Here is a 13,932-nt window from a genome sequence, read left to right as displayed (position 1 = left end):
GAGCGCTTAACGTCCCAGCAACAGCCGCTGTGCCAGGCGTTCCGCCAGTGCAGGGGGCAAGCCTTCGGCGGCGCGGATGGCCGCAGCGGCGGCATCGACGTCGTAGGGGACGCGCTGGAAGCTCAAGTCACCCTGCTCGTGGTCGAAGACGGCGTAACAGGCGGCGGGGTTGCCATCCCGGGGCTGGCCACACGCGCCGGGGATGACCAGCCACTGGCGGTTGGGCAGCAGCGGAATGGCTACGCCGGGCTGCGGCCGGAAGTCGCCCGCCTTGCCGGTGCCGGAGAGGTGGTAGAGCATGGGCTCGTGCATGTGGCCACAGAAGGTGAAGCGGCAGTCGGTGGCATGCAGGCTGCGCATGGCCTCCAGGCGGCCCTGCACATAGGCAAAGCCGGCGGGGTCGAAGGCATTGGCATGGACGAACAGGCAGTCGTCGCTGACCTGATGAAGGGGCAGTTCGCCAAGGAAGCGCAATTGCTCGGCGTCCAGCCGGAGCCGCGTCCATTCGATGGCTGTGCGGGCGTCGTCATTCATCGTGGGGCTGGGGCCGCGCGCTACCGCCACATCATGGTTGCCCACCACCACAATGGCACCGTCGGTCTTCAGCGCGCGCACCTGGTCTACCACCCAGGCGGGGTCGCTGCCGTACCCCACGTAATCCCCCAGCAAGGCAAAACGGTCCACGCCCTGGGCCCGCGCATGCGCCAGGACGGCGGTGAGGGCTTCACGGTTGGCGTGCAGATCGGAAATCAATGCAGTCTTCATTGGAACTGGAGCATGCCATGTCTGGCTGACGATGGGCTGAGGGATTGCGGCCACAGGAACGCAGGACGCAGCGCGGGCAACCGACGTGCCGCCCCCTTAGAGAGGCCCCCCGGCATGGAGGCTGCACCGCCGACAGTGCTCTTTGCTACTCTATGCCTCCAGGGAAGCTCTGCATCACTCCTCGCGAGCGTTATGCAGAGGTTCCCTAGATGGGGCACCCCAGCCCATTCGGGTGATCGGGGCAGCCCTGCCACTGGGAGCGTTGAACAACATGCGTAAGCAGGATTTCGGGATCCGCGACGGTCCTTGGCTTGGCCTTGGCCGATCGGATGTGGCGCGTCGGCGTGTGGTGACAGCCCTGGCAACGATGGCGTTGTTGATGGGGGCGGGGCCGGTGCGTGCCCAGTGTTCCCGAACCATACGGGTGCCGATGTCGCCCATCGGCATGAGCGTGGTGACCTCCGGCGGCGCGCTGGGTGGGGTCTATCCCGAACTGCTGCGCAAGATCAGTACGGAGACCGGCTGCCATTTCGATTTCTCCGTGGTGCCGCGTGCACGGCAGGAGGCCATGTTCGGCAGCGGCAGTGCCGATCTGCTGGTGCCGGCCACGCGGACGTCCCAGCGCGATGTGCGCGGGGATTTCATCGCGATGGCGCGCGCGCGCCCGGTGCTGATCTCCCTGCTGTCGGACCGCCCGCCGGTGGAAAGCATGCGCGAGCTGGCGGAACGACGAGAGCTGCGCGTGGCCCTGGTGCGGGGCTTCGACTATGGCGAGGCCTACCAGCAGCTGGTCCATTCCCTGCGGGAACAGCGCCGGCTGGTGCTGGAGGCCGACCCTGTCGCCGTGGCGCGTGCGATGGAACGTGGGATGGCGGATGTGACGCTGATGACGCCCTCGATCTTTGCCGGCACGCTGATGCAGGAAACCCGCACCCGGGCCATGCTGGAGCGCCTGCGCTACGAACCCATGAGCGAGCTCGGGTGGGGGGAGAGTGGGGTCTATCTCTCCCGCCACCTGCCCGCCCATGACAGGGAAGTGCTGACCGAGGCGCTGGAGCGCGCCGCCCGCACAGGTACCTTCTGGAAGGTGCTGCAGCGGCACTACCCGGCCGGCACCTATGAGGACGGGTTGCGTCCGCTGGGGTCGCCGGTAGGCCCCATATCCCCGGCGCCAGCGCCCGTGAAGTGACCGTCAGGTGCCGATGCGGCCCAGCAGCAGGTACTCCATCAGCGCCTTTTGGACGTGCATGCGGTTCTCGGCCTCGTCCCACACCACCGATTGCGGTCCGTCGATCACTTCGGCGGCCACCTCTTCACCGCGATGAGCCGGCAGGCAGTGCATGAAGAGGGCGTCCGGCTTGGCCTGCGCCATCATCTCGGCGTCCACGCACCAGTCCGCAAAGGCGGTGCGGCGGGTCTCGTTCTCCGCCTCATAGCCCATGCTGGTCCAGACGTCGGTCGTCACGAGATCGGCGCCACGGCAGGCTTCCAGCGGGTCCTTGAAGACCTTGTAGCAGTTGCGGTCCTTGATGCCGGCCACCGCCGGATCAATCTCATAACCGCTGGGTGTGCTGACATGCACCGTGAAGCCGAGGATCTCGGCCGCCTGCAGCCAGGTGTTGGCCATGTTGTTGCCATCGCCGACCCAGGCCACGACCCGGCCCTTGAGGCAGTCCATGTCGATGGCGCCGCGTCGGTCCATGCCGCGTTGTTCGATGAAGGTGAACAGGTCGGCCAGGATCTGGCAGGGGTGGTACTCGTTGGTCAGGCCGTTGATGACCGGCACCCGCGAATGCGCCGCAAAGCTTTCGATCTTGCTCTGCTCGAAGGTGCGGATCATGACCACGTCGACCATGCGGCTGATCACGCGGGCGCTGTCCTCGATGGGCTCGGCGCGGCCCAGCTGACTGTCGCCGGTGGTGAGGTGCACCACCGAACCACCCATCTGGTACATGCCGGCCTCGAAGCTCACCCGCGTACGGGTACTGGCCTTTTCGAAGATCATCGCCAGTGTGCGGTCCACCAGCGGCTGGTACTTCTCGTAGTTCTTGAAGCGCCGCTTGATGATCGAGGCCCGGTCGAACAGATAGGCGTATTCCTCGGCGCGCAGGTCCTTGAACTGCAGGTAGTGACGCATCAGGCTGTTCCCTGGTTTCATGGTGCGGGGGCGGACAGGAAGCGCTTGATCAACGGCACCAGGCGTGCAGTGATCTCGGCGGCCTCCGCGCTCGTGATGACAAGCGCCGGCAGCAGACGCACCACCGAGTCGGCGGTGACGCTGATCAGCAGGTTCGCCTCCTCGGCGGCCTGGACCAGCAACGCGCCGCAAGGGCGGTCCAGCTGGATGCCGATCATCAAGCCATAACCCCGCACCTCGATGAAGCCCGGCACACCGGCCAGGCCCGCTTCCAGGCCGGCCTTCAGCTCCGCGCCGATCCGGGAGGCGTTGGCCAGCAATTGGTCCGCCTCCATGACCGCCAGGGTTTCCACGCCAGCACGCATGGCCAGCGGGTTGCCGCCGAAGGTGGTGCCGTGGTTGCCCGGGCCCATCACCTTCGCCGCACGCGGGCCGCAGACCACGGCGCCGATCGGGACACCCGAACCCAGCCCCTTGGCCAGCGGCATCACGTCCGGCTGGATGCCGGCCCACTGATGCGCGAACCACTTGCCGGTGCGGCCGATGCCGCATTGCACCTCGTCCAGCATCAGCAGCAGGTTGTGCTGGTCGCACAGGCGTCGCAGGTCCTTCAGGAACTGCATGTGTGCCGGGTTGATGCCGCCTTCGCCCTGGATGGTCTCCAGGAAGATGGCGGTGATGTTGGGGTGCTGCGCCAGTGCCCGTTCCAGGGCGGGCAGGTCGTTCAGCGGCACGCGGACAAAGCCCTCCACCAGCGGGCCGAAACCGGCCTGCACCTTGGGGTTGCCGGTGGCCGACAAGGTGGCGATGGAGCGGCCGTGGAAAGCCTTCTCGAACACCACGATGGCCGGGTTCTCGTTGCCACGGTCATGGCCGAACTTGCGCGCGATCTTGATCGCGGCTTCATTCGCTTCCAGGCCGGAGTTGCAGAAGAAGGCGTTGGTCAGGCCGGAGAGCTCGCACAGCTTGGCGGCGAGCTGCTCCTGCAGCGGGACGTGGTAGTAGTTGCTGGTGTGGATCAGCTTGCCGACCTGGTCCCGCAGGGCCGCCACCAGCCGGGGGTGGTTGTGCCCCAGCGTGTTGACGGCGATGCCTGACAACGCGTCCAGGTATCGTCGGCCAGCCGTATCCCACACCGTCAGGCCTTCACCATGGGACAGCGCAAAAGGCAGCCGGCCATAGGTGTGCATGACATGGGGTTCGGTCGGGGCGGCGAACGTGGACTCCTGGGCGTTCATCAAGTCTCCAGCAACAGTGGTGAGAGCAGGGTGGAAAGGGTTGCTGCACGGGCTGGTAAGCCCGGCTGAACAACGAAAAACCAACGAAAAAGCTCCTCGAAAGGAGCGATTGATTCTACGGGCCAGGTTTGAAAAATGTCCCGCTTGCGTCGCATGTCGCACGGGATATCGGCCTGCGCATGCCCCCCGTGTGCTGCGACGCAACACATCCAAGGCACAATAACGTTTTTGCCTGCGGCCCATTGGCGTGGGCTAGGAATGATCGAGTGACGCATGACTGAGCAGCCCAAGCCGCGAGAAGTGTTCATCCAGGGAATCACGACGGATGGCCGCACCTTTCGACCGAGCGATTGGGCTGAGCGTCTGGCAGGCGCCATGTCCTGCTTCCGCCCGGGCGGCGTGCGGTCGGGCCGGGATGCCCACCTCGGCTACTCCCCCTACTGCGTGCCCCGCGTCATCAATGGCGTGAAATGCGTCATCGTGAACGAGGCGCTGAAGTCGGTGGAGCCCATGGCCTGGGACTTCGTCATGAATTTCGCTCGTGACAACAAGCTGCAGGTGGTCGACGCCTGCCTGCTGCCGGACCCACCTGCCAAGCCCTGATCCGATCGGGCCATCGCCTGACGGGCGGTTTGCGCATAGGGTGCTGGGTTTCGTCCGAACCCTCCTCCCATCTCCATGGCTGTGGTCATCGCCGAAACGGCGTCCGCCGCCGTTGCTGCTCTCCCTGAACTCCATGAACTGCTGCGTCTGATAGAGCAGGGTGGTGCGTTGCTGCACTGCCGGGAACTGGCGCGTGTGCGGGTGCCGGAGGGCGACTTGCCGGTCCTGGCGGTCACACTGGGGAATCCTGATCCGTCCGTGCCGGCGATGGCGGTGATCGGTGGCGTGCATGGCCTGGAGCGCATAGGCGCGCAGGTGGCATTGGCCTACCTAAGTAGTCTGGTGCGACGCTTGCGCTGGGATGTGGGCCTTCATCAGCAGCTGGAATCCCTGCGGCTGGTGTTCATGCCGCTGGTCAATCCCGGCGGCATCCTGAAGGGCAGCCGCGCCAATCCGGCCGGTGTGGATCTGATGCGCAACGGACCGCAGGATGCGGACCGGCCTGTGCCTTGGCTGGTGGGCGGGCATCGCCTCGGGCCGATGCTGCCTTGGTATCGCGGCCCTGCCGGCGCCCCGCTGCAGCCGGAGAGTGATGCCCTGTGCCGGCTGATGCGGGAGGAGTTGCTGGGTCGGCCGTTTTCCCTGAGCATTGATTGCCACTCGGGTTTCGGCCTGCACGACCGCATCTGGTTTCCCTATGCGCGCAGCCGTCGGCCGATGCCGCATCTGGCTGAGGTGCACGCGCTGTGCGAGGTGCTGGACCAGGGCCTGTCGCCGCATCCCTACGTCATGGAGCCACAGAGCCGCCACTACCTGGCACATGGCGATCTTTGGGACCATCTTTATGACGAGGCGCTCACCTTGGATAGGGGGATCTTCCTGCCGATGACGCTCGAAATGGGGTCATGGCGGTGGGTGAAGAAAAATCCCAGGCAGCTACTCTCCCGGCACGGAATGTTCAATCCGCTGATCGAACACAGACAGCAGCGGGTGCTACGGAGACACATGGCCTGGATGGATTTCATGACGCGCGCCACACAGAGCGCCTCCCGGTGGCTGCCGGGGCCGGACACGCGCTGGGACCACGGGGAGCAGGCCCTGATTCGCTGGTATCGACGGAACCGGGGATGAGCACAACGACCTGGGTGCTACTGCGAGGGCTGACGCGGGAGAGTGGCCATTGGGGTGACTTTCCCGTGCGCTTGTTGCGCGCGCTGCGTGCGCAGCAGCCGGAGGTGCGGCTGGAGCTATTGGACCTGCCGGGCAACGGCCGTTTGTGCCAGGTGGACAGCCCCACGCGCGTGGCTGACATGGTGGAAGCGTGCCGTACGGAGCTGAAGCGCCGTGGTGTGCCGACGCCTTATCACGTACTGGCCATGTCTCTCGGTGCGATGGTGGCGAGCGACTGGGCCAGCCGCTATCCGAAGGAGCTGGAGGCGGTGGTGTTGGTCAACACCAGCCTGCGTCCGTTCAGCGCCTTCTTTCGTCGCCTGCGGCCATCGAACTACTGGTCATTGCTGGCGCTCAGTCTTTTTCGGCTGAGCCTGCGGCAGCGGGAGGCGAGGGTGCTGGCCATGACCACGCGCCTGCAGCGACAGCCTGAACAGGTGCTGGATCACTGGGTGAGTTTGCAACGCGAGCATCCAGTGCGCCGGCGCAATGCCTTGCGCCAGCTGCTGGCGGCGGTGCGTTACCGCGCAAGCTTCAACCCGCCCTTTGCGCCCATGTTGCTGTTGTGCAGCCAGGGTGATGAATTGGTGGATTGGCGCTGTTCCCAGGCGATCAGCCGGGCCTGGGGGGTGCCGCTTCGCCTGCATGCGCAGGCGGGGCATGACTTGCCGCTGGACGATGGCGACTGGGTGGCGCGCAACGTGGTGGACTGGCTGCATGCCCGGGATGTGGTGGGCAGCTCGCCAATGCCGTTGCGTGCGTGAAGAACAAAAGGCCCGCGGTAGCGGGCCTTTTTTGAGCCGTGTGTCGGCATGTGGGCTGGGCGAGTCTTCAATGAGAAGACCCGCCACGAAGCGGGCCCCATTGAAAAAGCCCGCCGGAGCGGGCTTTTATTTGCACCAGAGCTGGTTGTCGCTATCAGGCGGCCAGCGCCTTGATCTTGGCGGACAGGCGGCTCTTATGGCGAGCTGCCTTGTTCTTGTGGAAGATGCCCTTGTCAGCGACCGAATCGATCACGGGTTGGGCAACCTTGAACAGGTCGGCGGCCTTGGCCTTGTCGCCAGTGACGATCGCCTTTTGCACGTTCTTGATGACCGTGCGGAACTTGGAACGCAGCGCCGTGTTGGCGGCGTTCAGCTTGACGTCTTGACGTGCGCGCTTACGGCCCGAGGCCAGACGCACGGTTTTCTTCTTGGCTTTGGAAGAGCTTGCCATTGTCTTGAGTGTCCAGATGGTGCAAAGACGAAGAGTATAGCAGTGCGCCAGTGAAAATCAAAGGGAGCTGACCAAAGGCAGGCTGATAATGCGCCGTCCCCATTCTCGGCCCAGGGGCAATACGACGGCGGACGGCCGTGGCGCGGCCTGGTTGCTGCCGTGACATATGTCCACTGTTGTTTCCGCCCGGGGCACGTCAGATCACTCATGAACCTGTTGCGTACCGCCTCGGTGGTGTCGGTTTTCACCTTGATGTCCCGGATCACGGGGCTGGTCCGGGAGCAGATGATCGCGGCGCTGTTTGGCGCCAATGCGCTGACCGACGCCTATCAGGTGGCGTTCCGCATTCCCAACATGTTCCGCCGCCTGTTTGCCGAGGGCGCGTTCTCGCAGGCCTTTGTGCCGGCGTTGGCTGCTGCGCGGGCGCGCGATGGTGATGAGGCGACCCATGGCCTGATGAATGCGGTGTCCACCGTGCTGGTGTGGGTGCAACTGGTGACCTGTGTTGTGGGGGTGGCGGTGGCGCCGCTGCTGGTGCTGGCACTGGGTGCGAGTCTGAACGAGTCGGCGCATGAGGCTGCCGTCACCATGACGCGCTGGATGTTCCCTTACATCGGGTGCATGTCACTGGTGGCCCTGGCGGCCGGCATCCTCAATACCTGGAAGCGTTTTGTGGTGCCGGCGGTGACGCCTGTGCTGTTCAACCTCTCCTCCATTGCGGCGGGCTACGGGCTTTCTCCGCTGCTGGCTGATTGGGGCTATCGCCCTATCTATTCACTGGCCATTGGTGTGGTGATTGGTGGGGTGCTGCAACTGGTGGTGCAGATCCCGGCGCTCAAGCGGGCGGGGTTGATGCCGCATATCAGCTGGCGGCTGTCCGGGTTTCGTGAAGCGGTGGCGCACCCGGGGGTGCGCCAGGTGTTGCGCCAGATGGCGCCGGCCCTGGTGGGGGTGGCGGTGGCGCAGTTGTCGCTGGTGATCAATACCCAGATTGCGATCTCGGTGGGGGAGGGGGCGGCTTCCTGGCTGACCTATGCGGACCGCCTGATGGAGTTTCCGATTGCTTTGTTGGGGGTGGCGCTGGGCGTGGTGCTCACGCCGCAGCTCTCGTCGGCGCAGGCGCAGGGGGACACGCAGCAATATTCTGATCTGCTGGATTGGGGGCTGCGCCTGGTGCTGCTGCTGGCCTTGCCCTGTGCGGTGGCGTTGTTGGTCTTTGCGGAGCCGTTGGTGGCGGTTCTTTACCAGCGTGGGGCTTTCAAGGCGGCCGATGTCAGCCATACCGCTCAGGCGGTGATGGGGTATGGCGTGGGCTTGATGGGTTTGGTGGGGGTGAAGATTCTGGCGCCGGGTTATTACGCGCGGCTGGACACGCGCACACCGGTACGTGTGGCGCTACTGGTGCTGGTGTTGACCCAGGTGATGAACGGTGTTTTTGTTTTCTGGTTGAAGATTGGCGTGGCTGGCCTGGCGTTGTCCATTGGTTTGGGCGCGGTCATCAACGCGGCGTTGCTGCTTTGGGGCCTGCGCAAGCTGGGAAGCTACAGGCCTGCGCCGGGCTGGTTCTGGTTTGCGCTGCGCGTGGTCATTGCGAGTGTGGCCATGGGGGGGCTGCAATGGTGGCTGGCCCGCCACTTTGACTGGGTTGCCCTGGGCGAGCGTGAACTGGTGCGCGCGGGCTGGATGGCGGTGAGTCTGGGGGCGTCGGCCCTGCTGTACTTTGCTCTGCTGCTGATGTCCGGCATCAAGGTCCGCCACTTCATGCGCCGCGCCTGAGCCCAATTCACGGGGCACCGAGTCCCTCCGGCCCCACCGGCCCCTCCGCGTTGGGGGCTCTCGGCCAAGGCTCCTCGATGCATTGAGTCGCGCCGAACGCGCGAAGCGTCGTACAAGCGGGGCTCTGGTATGCGAAGAGGGCCACCGCCGGGCCGCCCCAAGGTGGCCCTTAGCCCCCACGGGGGGCGGATGGGCGGGCCCGAGGCCCGAACAGCCGGGGGTCCATCATCCGCGCCGCCCCAAGGTGGCCCGAGCCCCCTTGGGCGGCTCGATGGGCCCTAGGCCCATCGAGCGGGGGTAGACTCCACCACCATGAGTTTGCCCTTGCAGTGGAAGGTCCCGTCGGCCCTCGACTATTTCGCCACTCTGGTGGCCGATGACGAGGGTCTGAATCTGGCGGAGGCCGCAGCGGCCATCGCGCTGGACGACATGCCCAACCTGGATGTGCAGCAGGTGCTGGCCGAGCTGGACCGGCTGGGGGAGCGTCTGCGCCGGCGCCTGCCAGCGGACTCGCCGCCCAGCCACCGGCTGCGCATGCTCAACCAGTACTTCCATGGCGAGCTCGGCTTTGCGGGCAACGTCAATGATTACTACGCCATCAGCAACAGCTACCTGCACGAAGTGCTCGCCACTCGCCGGGGCATTCCCATCACTCTGGCCATCATCTATATGGAACTGGCCGGCCATGTCGGCCTGCGGGTGAAGGGGGTCAGCTTCCCCGGGCACTTCCTCATGAAGCTGCGCCTGCCACAGGGCGAGGTGGTGCTGGATCCCTTCAGCGGGCGGTCGCTGGGGCGCAGCGAACTGGATGAATTCCTCAGCCCCTGGCGGGACCGGGCAGGACTGGCACCCGGCGAGCCGATGTCGCTGGATTCCTTCCTGGGCACGGCATCCCCCCGCCAGATCCTGGCACGCATGCTGCGCAACCTGAAGCAGATCCACCTGGAGCAGGGCGACCTGCCGCGCCTGTTGACGGTCCAGCAACGCCTGGTGGCGCTGCTGCCGGAAGACCACGCGGAGAAGACGGAGCTGGCGCAATGCGTCCAGCAGATCCGCGATCGGGACGGGCCGGCCACCTTTCACTGAAGGGGCGGTTGGCGGTCGTTCTGCACGGTGGCGGGAGGCTTCCCGGGCAGGACCCCCGCGCCCCTTTAGAATCCGAGCTGCTGTCCCGGTGACCCGCTGGGGTCATTTCTGGACGGGCGGGGCCGGCGTTCACCGCCACCCAGCCTGCGGCCTGACCGCACGCCCGGCATGTTGTCGGACTGCACGCCTGGCATGCGTTTGGACTGCACGCCCAGCATGCTGTGCCGTTCCTGGCCCGCGCCCACCACCCAAGGCTTGAGTCGTTTGAAGCAAATTCCGCTGTCGCTGGGCCCCGAGCCCGACTACACCTTTGACAACCTGCTGACCGGCGCGAACGTGGCGGCGCTGACCCACGTCCTGACGCTGGGTACCGGGGCGCCGCCCGTGTTCCTGTGGGGCCCGCCGGGCTGCGGCAAGACGCATGTGCTGCGCGCCCTGGCCAAGCGTTGGCAGGCGGCGGGCGCGCAGGTGGGGTGGTATGACGCGGACACTCCGCTGCCCTGGGAGCTGCCCGCCCACCCAAGCCTGCTGCTGATGGATGACTGCCAGCGTTTTGACGCCGGCCAGCAGCACGCCGCCTTTGCGTTGTTTGTGGAGGCGGCCACGATGGGCCTGGCCGTGGTGGCTACCGGGACCGAGCCGCCGGTGGACCTGGCCTTGCGCGAAGACCTCCGCACCCGCCTGGCCTGGGGCCCGACCTTCGGCTTGCAGCCGCTGTCCGAGGCCGAGATCCGCGCCGTGCTGCGTCGGGATGCGGACCGTCGCGGCCTCGTGCTGAGCGACGATGTCATGGATTACCTGCTGACCCGCTTTGCGCGGGACCTGAAACACCTGATGACGCTGCTGGAGGGCCTGGACGAATTCGCCATGGCCAGCAAACGCGCCGTCACCGTGCCCCTGCTACGCCAGATGCTGGCGGACCAGGGGGCACATGCCTATTAAGAGCCCAAGGAGCTGACAACGTGGACCTGACCCTGTTCGACCTGGACGGCACCCTGATCCCCCAGGATTCGGACCATGCCTTCGGCGGCTACATGGTGGACATCGGCTGGGCGGACGGCCAGGCCTGGGCCGCCCGCAATGACGCCTTCTATCAGCAGTACCAGAACGGCAACCTCGACCTGGACGAATACATCGAGTTCGCCACCTCCGTCTGGCGCGCCCGCCCCCTGGCCGAAGCCCTGGCCGCCCGGGCGGAATTCATGGCGCGGGTCATCACCCCGATGTTGCGCGACAATGCGCGCGCATTGGTGCAGCGCCATCTGGACGCGGGCGACCTGGTCGTGGTGGTGACGGCGACCAACGAATTCGTGACCGAGCTGATCCCCAAGGCCTTTGGCATCGACCACCTGATTGCCGTGCAGTTGGACCGCGACGCCGAAGGGCGTTATACGGGCCGGATCGACGGCGTGCCGTCCTTCCAGGGCGGCAAGGTGGTGCGGGTACACCAGTGGCTGGAGCAGCAGGGCCGGCGCTGGGAGGACTTCGAGCGCGTGCATTTCTATAGCGACTCGATGAATGATCTGCCGTTGCTGGAGCAGGTCAGCCATCCGGTGGCAACCAACCCCAGCGCGGCGCTGGACACGCTGGCGCGCGAGCGCGGCTGGCCGATACTGAAGTTGTTCGAATGATTAAAAAACTGATCAACAAGCTGCTGGGCAAGGCCGAGGGCCCTGGCGCCGTCAAGGCAACGCCCCTGGGCCGTCGCGTCGAGATCGCGGCCGAAGAGCACCGCATCAACCCGGAATTGCTGGACGAGCGTGGTGTCAAGGTCGTCAAGGGCCTGACCGACGCCGGGTTCGAGGCCTACATCGTGGGTGGCGCAGTGCGCGACCTGCTGCTGGGGCGTCGCCCCAAGGACTTCGACGTCGCCACTGAAGCCACGCCGGAAGAGGTCAAGAGCCAGTTCCGCCGCGCCTTCATCATTGGCCGGCGCTTCCGCATCGTGCACGTGGTGTTTGGCCGCGGCCGCGAGCATGAAGTGATCGAGGTCTCCACCTTCCGCGCATTGCTCACGCAGGACGATGCCGAGCAGGTGCAGGGCAACGAAAAGACCTCCAGGGACGCGCTGGCGGGCAAATCCCATGTGGTGGACGCCAGCGGCCGCGTGCTGCGGGACAACGTCTGGGGCCCGCAGGTCGAAGACGCTGCACGGCGCGATTTCACCGTCAACGCCATGTATTACGACCCCCAGCGCGAGCTGGTTGTCGATTACCACGGCGGCCTGGCGGACAGCCGAAAGAAGGTGTTGCGCATGATCGGTGACCCGGAGACCCGCTACCGCGAGGACCCGGTGCGCATCCTGCGTGCGGTGCGTTTTGCCGCCAAGCTGGGTTTCACCATCGAACCCAAGACCCGTGCGCCCATCGCCACCATGTCCGCGCTGCTGGCCAATGTGCCGCTCTCGCGCATGTTCGACGAAATGATCAAGCTGCTGCAGACCGGCCATTCCCTGGCCAGCCTGGAGGAGCTGCGCAAGCAGGGCCTGGCGCGGGGCATCTTCCCCATTCTGGACGCTGTGCTGGACGAGACCGGCGCGCTGCCGGACAACGTCCACGGTCGCTTTGTGCGCCTGGCGCTGGAAGATACCGACAAGCGGGTGGCCGAAGGCCGCTCGGTGGCGCCCAGTTTCATGCTGGCCTGCATGCTCTGGGGTGAGGTCCAGCAGCGCTGGAAGCGCCTGATGGCGGGCGGGGAGGGCGCGGTGCCCGCCCTGCAGCAGGCCATCGACCTGGTCTTTGACGCCCGCGTGGGCGACATCTCCGGCCGCGGCAAGCTGGCGGCGGACATGCGCGAAATCTGGATGATGCAGCCGCGCTTCGAGCGCCGCACCGGCAGTGGCCCGCACCGCCTGATCGAGCAGCCGCGTTACCGTGCCGGCTTCGATTTCCTGGCCTTGCGTGCCGAGGCCGGTGAGATGGACGCCACCCTGGCGGACTGGTGGGAAGACTTCGCCCTGGGCAGCGAAGATGATCGTCGTGCCTTGCTGGATCAGGCGCGCGAGTCGCAACGCCAGACCACGCCCAAGAGCCGGTCCAAGCCGGGCGGCGGCCGTGTGCATCAAGTGGCCCGTGGGGCGGTCAGCCAGACGCCCGGTGAGGCGCATGACGCCTCCGGCGCGAATGCGGCGCGCGACGATGACACCGACGAGGGTGATGACACCGAGACCGGGGGTGACTTCGAGGGCGGCGCTGGCCGTGGTGCCCACCCCGCGCGGAAGCGCCGTCGCCGCCGCAAGCCCAAGGCGGCCGGTGGCAGCGGATCCGGTGATGCCGGTCCGTCGGGGCCTTCGGGCGCGGATGCCTGAGCGGGTCCCACCCTTCGCCAAGATCACCCAGTCATGAGCCAGCCGCTGCTTCAGGGCGATGGCCAGGGCGACGGCCCGGCCAGTCGCCAGGCCGGGCTTCAGGTCGGCCCACAGATCGGCCCCCATGTCGATCACCACGCCTTCGTCGCCCTCGGCGCCAACCTCGGCGATCTGCGCGACGCCTTGCAGACGGCCTTGGCGGACCTGTCGGCCTGGCCCGGCATCCGCGTCACTGCCGTCTCCAGCGCCTGGCACAGCGCCCCGGTGGGTTGCGAAGGCCCGGACTTTCTCAATGCAGTGGCTGCGGTGGCCACCTCACTGGCGCCGCAGGCGCTGCTGGACGCCTTGCTGGCCATCGAGCAGCGCCATGGCCGGGAGCGCCCCTTTCGCCATGCCCCCCGCACGCTTGACCTGGATCTGCTGCTCTATGAAGACCAGCAGCTGCACACCGATCGCCTGACGCTGCCGCACCCGCGCCTGCACCAGCGTGCGTTTGTCGTTCTGCCGCTGCTGGAGCTGGCGCCGGATTTGCTGTTGCCTGGCCTGGGCCCACTGCGCCAGTACCAGGCGGGTGTGCTTGACCAGGCCATCACGCGTGAGGCCGCCCCGCTACATTTCGCCCCAAGGAGCTGAAC

Annotated in this window: 14 protein-coding genes; 10 read left to right on the top strand and 4 right to left on the bottom strand. The window is 66.3% G+C overall.

All coding sequences use genetic code 11. The annotated features are described in order from the left end of the window. Positions 1–6 precede the first annotated feature (6 nt). Complete coding sequence (locus BMY53_RS03000) at positions 7–765, bottom strand: metallophosphoesterase family protein (protein WP_092943419.1); 759 nt, start codon at positions 763–765, stop codon at positions 7–9. 430 nt (positions 766–1,195) lie between these two features. Here BMY53_RS03000 and BMY53_RS02995 point away from each other — a divergent pair, with 430 nt between their 5' ends. Further along, the gene (locus tag BMY53_RS02995; protein WP_092943417.1) at positions 1,196–1,954 is read left to right on the top strand and encodes a substrate-binding periplasmic protein; all 759 of its coding nucleotides are present in this window, start codon (positions 1,196–1,198) and stop codon (positions 1,952–1,954) included. A 3-nt stretch (positions 1,955–1,957) separates the two neighbouring features. On the opposite strand, the gene argF is transcribed toward BMY53_RS02995, so the two are convergent. Together argF and BMY53_RS02985 are read right to left on the bottom strand one after the other, a co-directional pair. Then, positions 1,958–2,923 (bottom strand): ornithine carbamoyltransferase, encoded by a 966-nt coding sequence (gene argF, locus BMY53_RS02990; protein ID WP_092943415.1) that lies wholly within the window; start codon positions 2,921–2,923, stop codon positions 1,958–1,960. Further along, entirely contained in the window at positions 2,920–4,140 is a 1,221-nt protein-coding gene (locus tag BMY53_RS02985) for an aspartate aminotransferase family protein (protein WP_255370004.1), read from the bottom strand. The genes argF and BMY53_RS02985 overlap by 4 nt, the downstream gene beginning before the upstream one ends. Positions 4,141–4,413: 273 nt before the next feature. Here BMY53_RS02985 and BMY53_RS02980 point away from each other — a divergent pair, with 273 nt between their 5' ends. The 3 genes from BMY53_RS02980 (at position 4,414) to BMY53_RS02970 (ending at position 6,677) form a co-directional block, all read left to right on the top strand. Further along, a complete protein-coding gene (locus BMY53_RS02980) occupies positions 4,414–4,743 on the top strand; it encodes a DUF3579 domain-containing protein (RefSeq protein WP_092943413.1) in 330 nt (109 codons plus the stop codon). Between the two features lie 75 nt (positions 4,744–4,818). After that, a complete protein-coding gene (locus BMY53_RS02975) occupies positions 4,819–5,874 on the top strand; it encodes a M14 family zinc carboxypeptidase (RefSeq protein ID WP_092943411.1) in 1,056 nt (351 codons plus the stop codon). Beyond that, positions 5,871–6,677, top strand: coding sequence for an alpha/beta fold hydrolase (locus tag BMY53_RS02970; protein WP_092943409.1), 807 nt, complete (start codon positions 5,871–5,873; stop codon positions 6,675–6,677). The genes BMY53_RS02975 and BMY53_RS02970 overlap by 4 nt, the downstream gene beginning before the upstream one ends. Positions 6,678–6,831: 154 nt before the next feature. Here the strand turns inward: BMY53_RS02970 and rpsT are convergent, their stop codons facing one another. Continuing rightward, positions 6,832–7,128 carry a 30S ribosomal protein S20 gene (rpsT, locus tag BMY53_RS02965; RefSeq protein WP_092943407.1) on the bottom strand — a complete coding sequence of 99 codons (297 nt, stop codon included), beginning with the start codon at positions 7,126–7,128 and terminating at the stop codon, positions 6,832–6,834. A gap of 207 nt (positions 7,129–7,335) precedes the next feature. On the opposite strand from rpsT, the gene murJ reads away from it, so the two are divergent. The 6 genes from murJ to folK all read left to right on the top strand — a co-directional run bounded on the left by murJ (position 7,336) and on the right by folK (position 13,930). Continuing rightward, positions 7,336–8,904, top strand: coding sequence for a murein biosynthesis integral membrane protein MurJ (murJ, locus tag BMY53_RS02960; RefSeq protein ID WP_092943405.1), 1,569 nt, complete (start codon positions 7,336–7,338; stop codon positions 8,902–8,904). Between the two features lie 312 nt (positions 8,905–9,216). Next, on the top strand, positions 9,217–9,990 hold the full coding sequence (locus BMY53_RS02955; protein ID WP_092943403.1) for a SirB1 family protein: 774 nt from the start codon (positions 9,217–9,219) through the stop codon (positions 9,988–9,990). Positions 9,991–10,254: 264 nt separating this feature from the next. Next, positions 10,255–10,932, top strand: a complete 678-nt coding sequence (gene hda / locus BMY53_RS02950) for a DnaA regulatory inactivator Hda (RefSeq protein ID WP_092943791.1) — start codon at positions 10,255–10,257, stop codon at positions 10,930–10,932. A 20-nt stretch (positions 10,933–10,952) separates the two neighbouring features. Further along, positions 10,953–11,621 carry a histidinol-phosphatase gene (locus tag BMY53_RS02945; protein ID WP_092943401.1) on the top strand — a complete coding sequence of 223 codons (669 nt, stop codon included), beginning with the start codon at positions 10,953–10,955 and terminating at the stop codon, positions 11,619–11,621. Further along, complete coding sequence (pcnB, locus tag BMY53_RS02940) at positions 11,618–13,297, top strand: polynucleotide adenylyltransferase PcnB (RefSeq protein WP_092943399.1); 1,680 nt, start codon at positions 11,618–11,620, stop codon at positions 13,295–13,297. Before BMY53_RS02945 ends, pcnB begins: the two co-directional genes overlap by 4 nt. A 33-nt stretch (positions 13,298–13,330) precedes the next feature. After that, positions 13,331–13,930, top strand: a complete 600-nt coding sequence (folK, locus tag BMY53_RS02935) for a 2-amino-4-hydroxy-6-hydroxymethyldihydropteridine diphosphokinase (protein ID WP_092943397.1) — start codon at positions 13,331–13,333, stop codon at positions 13,928–13,930. Positions 13,931–13,932: the final 2 nt, after the last annotated feature.

Origin of the sequence: Roseateles sp. YR242 (assembly GCF_900109745.1) — a bacterium.
Lineage (GTDB): Bacteria > Pseudomonadota > Gammaproteobacteria > Burkholderiales > Burkholderiaceae_C > Roseateles.
This window is presented reverse-complemented; position numbering and strand designations above follow the sequence as displayed.